The organism is Methanocalculus sp. (genome assembly GCF_030651615.1).
In the GTDB taxonomy this organism is placed as follows: Archaea; Halobacteriota; Methanomicrobia; order Methanomicrobiales; family Methanocorpusculaceae; genus Methanocalculus.
Genome location: NZ_JAUSCG010000208.1, coordinates 1 through 7,328 on the forward strand (window position 1 = coordinate 1; position 7,328 = coordinate 7,328).

The following is a 7,328-nucleotide window of genomic DNA, read 5'->3' on the forward strand; positions in this document are numbered from 1 at the left end:
CAACAGGGTCTGCATTACACCGTTTGGATCGGAAAGATAATCTTGTGCTAAATCATACATATCCATGGCTCTGTTCTCCTTTTGCAATTCTAACTTGGTACAGAGCCTTAATGAATTTTACAGGAAAATACTGATACTATCCAGTTTTTTTTCTGGTTCATTTAGGTGTCTGTTATTTCTGCACTCCCATATCGCAACATCCATCACTGTTTGCATCGGTGAATAAAGCACAATATGGCGTTCCTCCACAACAATGTCTTCCAAAAGGACAGGACCCGGCCAGAGTATCTGACTCTTCATCAACTGACTCTTCATTATTGTGGGATATGGTGTCTGGTAATTCATTATCTCCACGATTTGTTACAAGAATCACTTTTTTGTCTTCGGAAGTTGAACCGTCATCGATGCAACCGGCAACACTGCAGGCGAGACCTATCAGGAAGATTACCTGGATACAGGCGATACCACTCGATATTTTCATTTGATCACCTCTGATGTAGTTTTTTACGTGTCATTGCCACTAACCATCTCCAATGCATTGCAAGATGGAGGATTGCAAGAAGACAGAGCAGAAGCCCTGACCAGTCATGAATCCATGTCAGGGTACTGTAGTGAACTGTCTGGTAACTCAGATTCAGTTTTGATATCAGTCCCGGCCATTTAATGAATCCGGTAATGCTGCAGAGAAGAAATGATATGAGCATCCCGATATCCGTATAATAGAGGATATCTCTTCGTTCCATTGTACCTCTGCTCTGAATCGAAAAGGAGGGGATTTACTCCTTCTTTCTCCGCATAATGATCATACCGATCCCAAGACCGCAGATAAGAGCAAGTACAATCCCCCCGGCAAGGATACTCTGCTTGGGCTCCTCAACTTCATTAAAGATCTCGAAATCTGGTTTTTCAAGTAATGCATCACGGAACACTGTGTATTCTGAAGCGAATGCTATAATATCTTCCGGCTTTGGGTTCTCTACAACCTTAGCTAAATGTCTTAATTCAATAAATCCAGCAGGATTTAGGTCATCAGAAATCGTTCGAACAACTGATCTTTTCGTTGATAACTGTGTGATCTCAAACCACATGTCCTCTGCCTTCATCGCCTGAGCATGCTTGCGAACATTCTGGTTTGTCATGTTTGTCAGTGGTTTTCCATCTGTACCAATGAATTCAGCTTTTCCCTTGTATCCGGGGTCCATATCAGGGCCGGTTCCTGTTATAAACCAGCTGGAATGAATTCCACAAAACGAGATCCACGTTGTCTTCAGACCGATGTCTGAACGCTCTGGTATTTCATCTCCCCACAATTCTAGAATACCGCTTGAAACAGCCCGATATACCATTGCAACAGCTGGTGAAATATCGGGGTCTTCCCCTTGTAGTTCTCCATGGTAGGCAGCAAGATCATCGATAGTTATCTCAATATGCCTTCCATCTTCAGAAACGATGATTGACTCCAGTTCAAATTCTGGGGCGGCGGCGGCTCCAGGTAAATGAGCGGAAACGGACTGGCAGAGTACCAGTGCAATACATAGCATAATAAATATTTTTCTCATCTGTATCAATCCATAGTATTTGATGAAACTATTCCAGCTGAAGGATGGGATGATGTATTGGCAACCATTTTTCCATCCAGCTCTGGATTAACTATTGATTCTTTTGTTTGGTGGTAATAGGGGTGATCCAAACTATTTTGGGAGATATGGCTTTTTACGAAATAAGTTCGGTTTTGGGGCTGGAATAGAACCCTTCTCTTCTTGTATTTCCCTTCCAGTCTCGCCCGGGCTGATCGATTCCCATGAGGTGGGGGGTGGCCGGATTCACCTGCGGTATCTACTGAAGAAAGGATGAGATGCCGGTCTTCTCTCTCTGGTCACTGTTTTGGGTATCCCATCTCTTGTAAGATTGCCTTGATCTCGTCTAAGATTGCCGGATCATCTATCGTTGCTGGAATTGAGTACGGTGTGCCATCGGCAATCTTCTTGATCGTTCCCCTCAGGATCTTTCCGGATCTCGTCTTTGGGAGGCGTTGTACAACTGCCGCTGTTTTAAAGGATGCAATCGGACCAATCTTTTCACGAACAAGGGCGATGAGTTCCTGCGGAAGCTTGCCCTTATTCCTCTCAGCCCCGGCTTTCACTACTACAAAGCCAAACGGCACTTCGCCTTTTATCGAATCGTGTACGCCAAAGACTGCAGATTCGGCAACATCCGGGTGAGATGCGAGCACCTCCTCCATTGCGCCGGTTGAGAGCCGGTGCCCCGCGACATTGATGATATCATCTGTCCGGCCCATAATCCAGAGATATCCGTCATCATCGATGAAGCCTGCATCTGATGTCAGGTAATAACCGGGATACGCTGAGAAGTATGTCCTGATATAATCGGCATCATTCTTCCAGAGTGTTGTGAAACAACCGGGAGGGAGCGGGAGTTGCACGACGACATTTCCGGTCTCTTTGTTTGGCACCGGATCTCCTCTGGTATCAAGAACCAGGATGTCATAGCCGGGTACTGGTTTTGTGCATGATCCCGGTTTTATTGGAAGCAGCTCAAGGCCTGCACAGTTTGCCCCGATCGCCCAACCGGTTTCTGTCTGCCACCAGTGATCAATAACCGGAACACCAAGTATCTCCTCAGCCCATACCAGTGTGTCGGGGTCACAACGCTCACCGGCAAGAAAGAGCATCCGGAATTTTGAGAGATTGTACTTTGCTCTATATTTTCCATCGGGATCTTCCCTTCTGATCGCCCGGAATGCGGTTGGTGCACAGAAGAGGGCCGACACGACATGTTCGGCAATAACTCGCCAGAATGCTCCGGGATCGGGTGTGCCGACCGATTTTCCTTCATAGAGAATCGTTGTGCAGCCATGCAGCAGCGGCCCGTACACAATATAGGAATGGCCGACCACCCAGCCGATATCCGAGGCTGCCCAGTATACTTCTCCGGGTTCCATTCCATAGATATTCTTCATGCTCCATGAGAGTGCAACCAGGTGGCCGCCAGTATCCCTCACCACCCCTTTTGGTCTGCCGGTTGTGCCTGATGTATAGAGGAGGTACAGGGGATCGGTTGCATTGACCGGGACACATGATGCAGGTTCTGCATCAATGAGCTGATCCCAGCTGATCTCCTGCTCCCCTTTCAGATCAACCATCTTCTCCTTCCGCTGGACATAGATGCATGCCGACGGTGTATGGGTGCAGAGGGCGAGTGCTCCGTCAAGGAGCGGTTTGTAGGGGATGATCCGGTCGACTTCAATCCCGCATGATGCCGTGATGATGATCTTCGGGCCTGCATCCTCGATCCGTTTCGCTAGTTCGCGGGAAGCAAACCCGCCGAAGACGACAGAGTGGATGGCACCGATCCGGGCAGAGGCGAGCATCGCGATGACTGCTTCGGGTATCATCGGCATGTAGATGACGATACGATCTCCTTTTTCGATGCCCAGTTTCTGAAGGCCCCCGGCACAGCGTGCAACGAGGTCACACAGTTCGGTATAGGAGTATTTTATGACTGTTTTTGTTACAGGGCTGTCATAGATGAGGGCTATTCTGTCTCCCCGGCCCTCTTCGATATGGCGGTCGAGGCAATTATAACAGGTATTGAGCATTCCTCCTTCAAACCACCGGTAAAAGGGGGGATCTCCGGGGGTGAGTACCCGATCATATTCTTTGTACCAGACAATGTTTTTGGCCGCAGCTCCCCAGAAATGTTCGGGATTTCTTATCGATTCACGGAATGCCTCTTCATATTCTCCACTCATATCAATCCTCTTTAGTTCGTAAATATAAAAACGGGAGAATAGTTCTTATTCGTTGCTGTTGGTTAAGCCGGCACGATGGAAGCTTGTCGGCTTGATCTGTTTAAATCGTCTCTCCCCAATCAGAATCATGAACCATTGGACCACGGAAGAAATGCCCTCATGAGCCAGAAGGTCAGATCAAGCCATCGACTCTTCGTTTACGCCAGATCAATCGCTCTCAATGCAGGGGAGTCAATTGCGTTCCTTTAAATATTATCGTGGAGCAACTGCCTTTTGATTGAGAATATGATCGCAGCCAAACCTGAAAAAAAGCAACTGACAAGAGAATTGTTTGCTTTTCTTGCCATAACCTTTGCCGCAACCTATCTCCTTGAGTTCTTTGTGATTATGCAGGAGGGGTCCGGGATATTATCCAGCAAGTGGATGCTCATTCCGATGTACATCCCGGCTGTTGGTGCAATATTGTGTATGGTCGGTTTCAGATCGACGGCTCTGACACGTGAGTCAAAACAATTCCTTGCCATGTTCCTGCTTGCTTCAGCCGTCACGCTGGTGGAGGGATTATACCAGCCTCTCCTTGGAACAATCGGACCCTTTCCCCTTCTTACTGCGATCATCTCCGTTGCCGCATTCCTGATGGTGCTCATACTGAGCATGAGAGCATCCGGGAGGAGAAGCCTGGCTGATGCAAAACTATCCTTTGGACATAATTACCGGTACTACCTCATCATACCGGTAATTTTCTCGTTGCTGTTCATCCTTGGGTATTTCATGAGCTCTATGCTCGGACTGAGCTTTCCGACGATGGAGTACAATCCGGGCTCATTCTTCGTATTCATCGGCATGTACCTGATGACGTTCATCATTGCATGGCCCAAATATTTCGGAGAAGAGTACGGCTGGAGATTTTACCTTCAGGACAGGGTATTTGCCCTCTTTGGCGTATACCCGGGAGTTGTCCTTGTTGGGATTGTATGGGGATTGTGGCATCTGCCGCTCATGCTCGTCGGATTGAATTTTCCCGATAATCCCCTTGCAGGAAATATCGTTTATATCGGATGGACGATCATTCTTGGTATCATATACAGCTATGCCGTACTGAAGACCCGGAGCATCTGGATTGCAGTGCTTTTGCATGCACTCACAGACTCCTTCATCAATACCGGGAATGCGTTAATCGCAGATGCCAATGTCCTCGTAGCATTTCTGCCGATCCTTCTTCTTATGGGAATATGTGCTGCTGTCCTCATCAGGTCGCGGGTATGGAAGGATGAAACAGCCGGTGGGAATATCGAAAACCCCTCCTATGTCTGAAGTGCTGTTTGATAGAGGGTCTATTTTTTTTTGGGCCCTCCTCCTTCTGAATAGCTCCCACCTGATCCATGTGGGGTTCAATCAGAGTTTGATCAACACTTGAAAGTGATGGAGGTATCAGCTCACTCTATTGATCTGATCTCTCACTGCTGAGGGGGTGAAGGGGTTAATCACGGTGATTCCGGGAATTTTCCTGAAATGTGCATCTTCGGTATAAATCGTATGAATGTGGTTTTCCACCATTGTTGCAACCAGCAGGGCATCCCAGAAGTGGAGCTTATGCTGTTCTTCAAGAATATGCATTTCCAGCCTCTAACCCTATCCGTAAGCTATCTATAACCTTCCTCCTTGTCCCCACCTGTAAACCTACCTGTAACTCTACTGAGCAACCGCCTCCTCCACGATCCTGATCTCTTCTTCTGTGAGCCCGTAGAGCTCATACACTTCTTTATCGATTTCAGCATCTATCGCCTCGATCTGCCTCACCAGCAGTTCGCGGGCATGTGCCTCCCGCACCCCGCCCACCTTCGTATTCAGGTCGAGTATCCGCCCGACAAGGGAAACGATCCGATCATGCCGGGCGATGTCATCGGGGTTTGTGGGGTCGATGGGGTGGATTGGGATTTGAGACACATACATGGGTTTGTACTCATAGTATCCACCTTGCTTTGTTGAGGATATATTGTAAATAAAGACATCTGAGACTTTTGAATTGAGTATGCCAAGCAAATATAGGTCATTTGTTGGAATGATTGATGTTTTGTCATTTGAGTAGAAACCCTCTTTATCAAAGGCATACGATGCACTTCGCACAATTGCCGGAATTATGACTTTTGGCTTCTCAAACTCCTTGTAGTAATCAATTGAGTCCTGCAACTCATACCATTTGTATGATCCCGGTTTCCTTCCTGACCACTTATCACCCTTCCAATCGGCGGGTCTTGGCGTCAATTCAGTTTTAAGTTGTTTCAAATGGCGTTCAATTGCAGGATATTGCCGTATATCAATCCCTCTTCGGGTAAATATGAGGAATGTATCAGAATGAAGTGGCTGATACCGCTTCACATCCCTTCCTGCTAAAAACGGCTTAATAATCACCTCACTCTTTGGATCCTCGGCAACCAGCCTCTCCCGAGTCTCAGCATCGATGACAAATGCCTTATTCAGCCCGGTCTTGATGCCATAGAATATCTTCCCCTGCACATACTCTCCAAGCGGAATTCCCATCTCCTTAAGTCGGTTGAGTAATCCTTGTACCCCGCCATCAGCAAGTGACCATCCGTTAGCGTCCAGTTCATCCTGATTAACCGGATACTGGTTCTCTTCAACATATGCCGCGAGATTAGGGAAGTCGAGGCTCTGTACCTGCGTTGTATGGAAGGTTGGGTTTGCTGTGCCTTCCAAAACCGTGATGATGCAGGGGTACGTGGTTGCGTTCTGAAAGACCGGCAGATCCCCAAAGTCCACAATCTCCTCAATATGCTTTGTCTTCAGCCATAGCCGGAGGGGTTTGCCATAGTTTGCCCGCATCCACTTGTTCGCAACGATATAGGAGAACCTGCCGCCTTCTCCGAGGAGAGAGACGCCTTTTTCTATGAAATATGCATACAGATCCGCTGTTCCCGCATAGACGGCATACTGCTTCCTGACATAATCCTTAAACACCTGTCCGAGCGTCTCCTGCCGCACATACGGCGGATTCCCGATCACTGCATCGAATCCGCCCTTCAGCATGATCTCGGGGAACTCGCGTCTCCAGTCGAAGGGGTTGATCTGGCGTATTTCGTCGTCTGTGAGTGTTGTCCGGATATCGATATAGATATCCGGGCCTATGAGCGAGTTGCCGCATTTAATATTCTTGTGGAGTGAGGGAAGAGCCCGTTCTGCAAAGAGTTTCAGCTGTTTTGAGATCGTCTCTTCGTTCTCGTCTTCAAGCACCTTCAGGAGGAGGGAGAGTTTGGTCACTTCAACAGCCTGTGTATCGATATCTACGCCGAAGATGTTGTTTAAGAGAATCCGCTTCCGCTCAGCTGAGGTGAGCTGCCAGGTACTCCGTACACGGGAGACCGATCCGTCACCGGCGGCAAAGATCGGCAGCTCCACATGCTCGTTCTGTATTCCGGATCTGCTTTTTGCACCTTTCTTCCCGGTTGTCTCCTGATACTGCGCCGGGATGAGTGCCTGCACCTCTTTTGAGGTTGCTCCTTTCCCCCTGATCACCGGAACCAGATGTTCGATGTAC

The 7,328-nt window shown here is 48.1% G+C and carries 7 protein-coding genes; 1 reads left to right on the forward strand and 6 read right to left on the reverse strand.

What is annotated here, in order from left to right:
* Nucleotides 1-172: 172 nt before the first annotated feature.
* The 4 genes from Q7V06_RS08895 to Q7V06_RS08910 form a co-directional block, all read right to left on the reverse strand.
* Nucleotides 173-481 carry a hypothetical protein gene (locus tag Q7V06_RS08895; protein WP_304840708.1) on the reverse strand — a complete coding sequence of 103 codons (309 nt, stop codon included), beginning with the start codon at nt 479-481 and terminating at the stop codon, nt 173-175.
* Between the two features lie 4 nt (nt 482-485).
* Nucleotides 486-743: a DUF4405 domain-containing protein gene (locus tag Q7V06_RS08900; RefSeq protein WP_304840710.1), complete on the reverse strand. Its 258-nt coding sequence runs from the start codon at nt 741-743 to the stop codon at nt 486-488.
* Between the two features lie 33 nt (nt 744-776).
* Nucleotides 777-1,559: a hypothetical protein gene (locus tag Q7V06_RS08905; RefSeq protein ID WP_304840712.1), complete on the reverse strand. Its 783-nt coding sequence runs from the start codon at nt 1,557-1,559 to the stop codon at nt 777-779.
* Nucleotides 1,560-1,876: 317 nt separating this feature from the next.
* Nucleotides 1,877-3,772: a propionyl-CoA synthetase gene (locus Q7V06_RS08910; RefSeq protein ID WP_304840714.1), complete on the reverse strand. Its 1,896-nt coding sequence runs from the start codon at nt 3,770-3,772 to the stop codon at nt 1,877-1,879.
* 273 nt (nt 3,773-4,045) lie between these two features.
* On the opposite strand from Q7V06_RS08910, the gene Q7V06_RS08915 reads away from it, so the two are divergent.
* The gene (locus Q7V06_RS08915; RefSeq protein WP_304840716.1) at nt 4,046-5,086 is read left to right on the forward strand and encodes a CPBP family intramembrane glutamic endopeptidase; all 1,041 of its coding nucleotides are present in this window, start codon (nt 4,046-4,048) and stop codon (nt 5,084-5,086) included.
* 117 nt (nt 5,087-5,203) lie between these two features.
* Here Q7V06_RS08915 and Q7V06_RS08920 read toward each other — a convergent pair whose 3' ends face one another.
* Together Q7V06_RS08920 and Q7V06_RS08925 are read right to left on the reverse strand one after the other, a co-directional pair.
* Entirely contained in the window at nt 5,204-5,389 is a 186-nt protein-coding gene (locus Q7V06_RS08920; protein ID WP_304840718.1) for a hypothetical protein, read from the reverse strand.
* 75 nt (nt 5,390-5,464) lie between these two features.
* A partial coding sequence (locus tag Q7V06_RS08925) for a TaqI-like C-terminal specificity domain-containing protein (protein WP_304840720.1) occupies nt 5,465-7,328 on the reverse strand: 1,864 nt, incomplete at its 5' end.

What these genes read in the sequence shown, in the direction of transcription:
- Q7V06_RS08895 (WP_304840708.1), bottom strand. Translation starts at nt 481, where the DNA reads ATGAAAATATCGAGTGGTATCGCCTGTATCCAGGTAATCTTCCTGATA.
- Q7V06_RS08900 (WP_304840710.1), bottom strand. Translation starts at nt 743, where the DNA reads ATGGAACGAAGAGATATCCTCTATTATACGGATATCGGGATGCTCATA.
- Q7V06_RS08905 (WP_304840712.1), bottom strand. Translation starts at nt 1,559, where the DNA reads ATGAGAAAAATATTTATTATGCTATGTATTGCACTGGTACTCTGCCAG.
- Q7V06_RS08910 (WP_304840714.1), bottom strand. Translation starts at nt 3,772, where the DNA reads ATGAGTGGAGAATATGAAGAGGCATTCCGTGAATCGATAAGAAATCCC.
- Q7V06_RS08920 (WP_304840718.1), bottom strand. Translation starts at nt 5,389, where the DNA reads ATGCATATTCTTGAAGAACAGCATAAGCTCCACTTCTGGGATGCCCTG.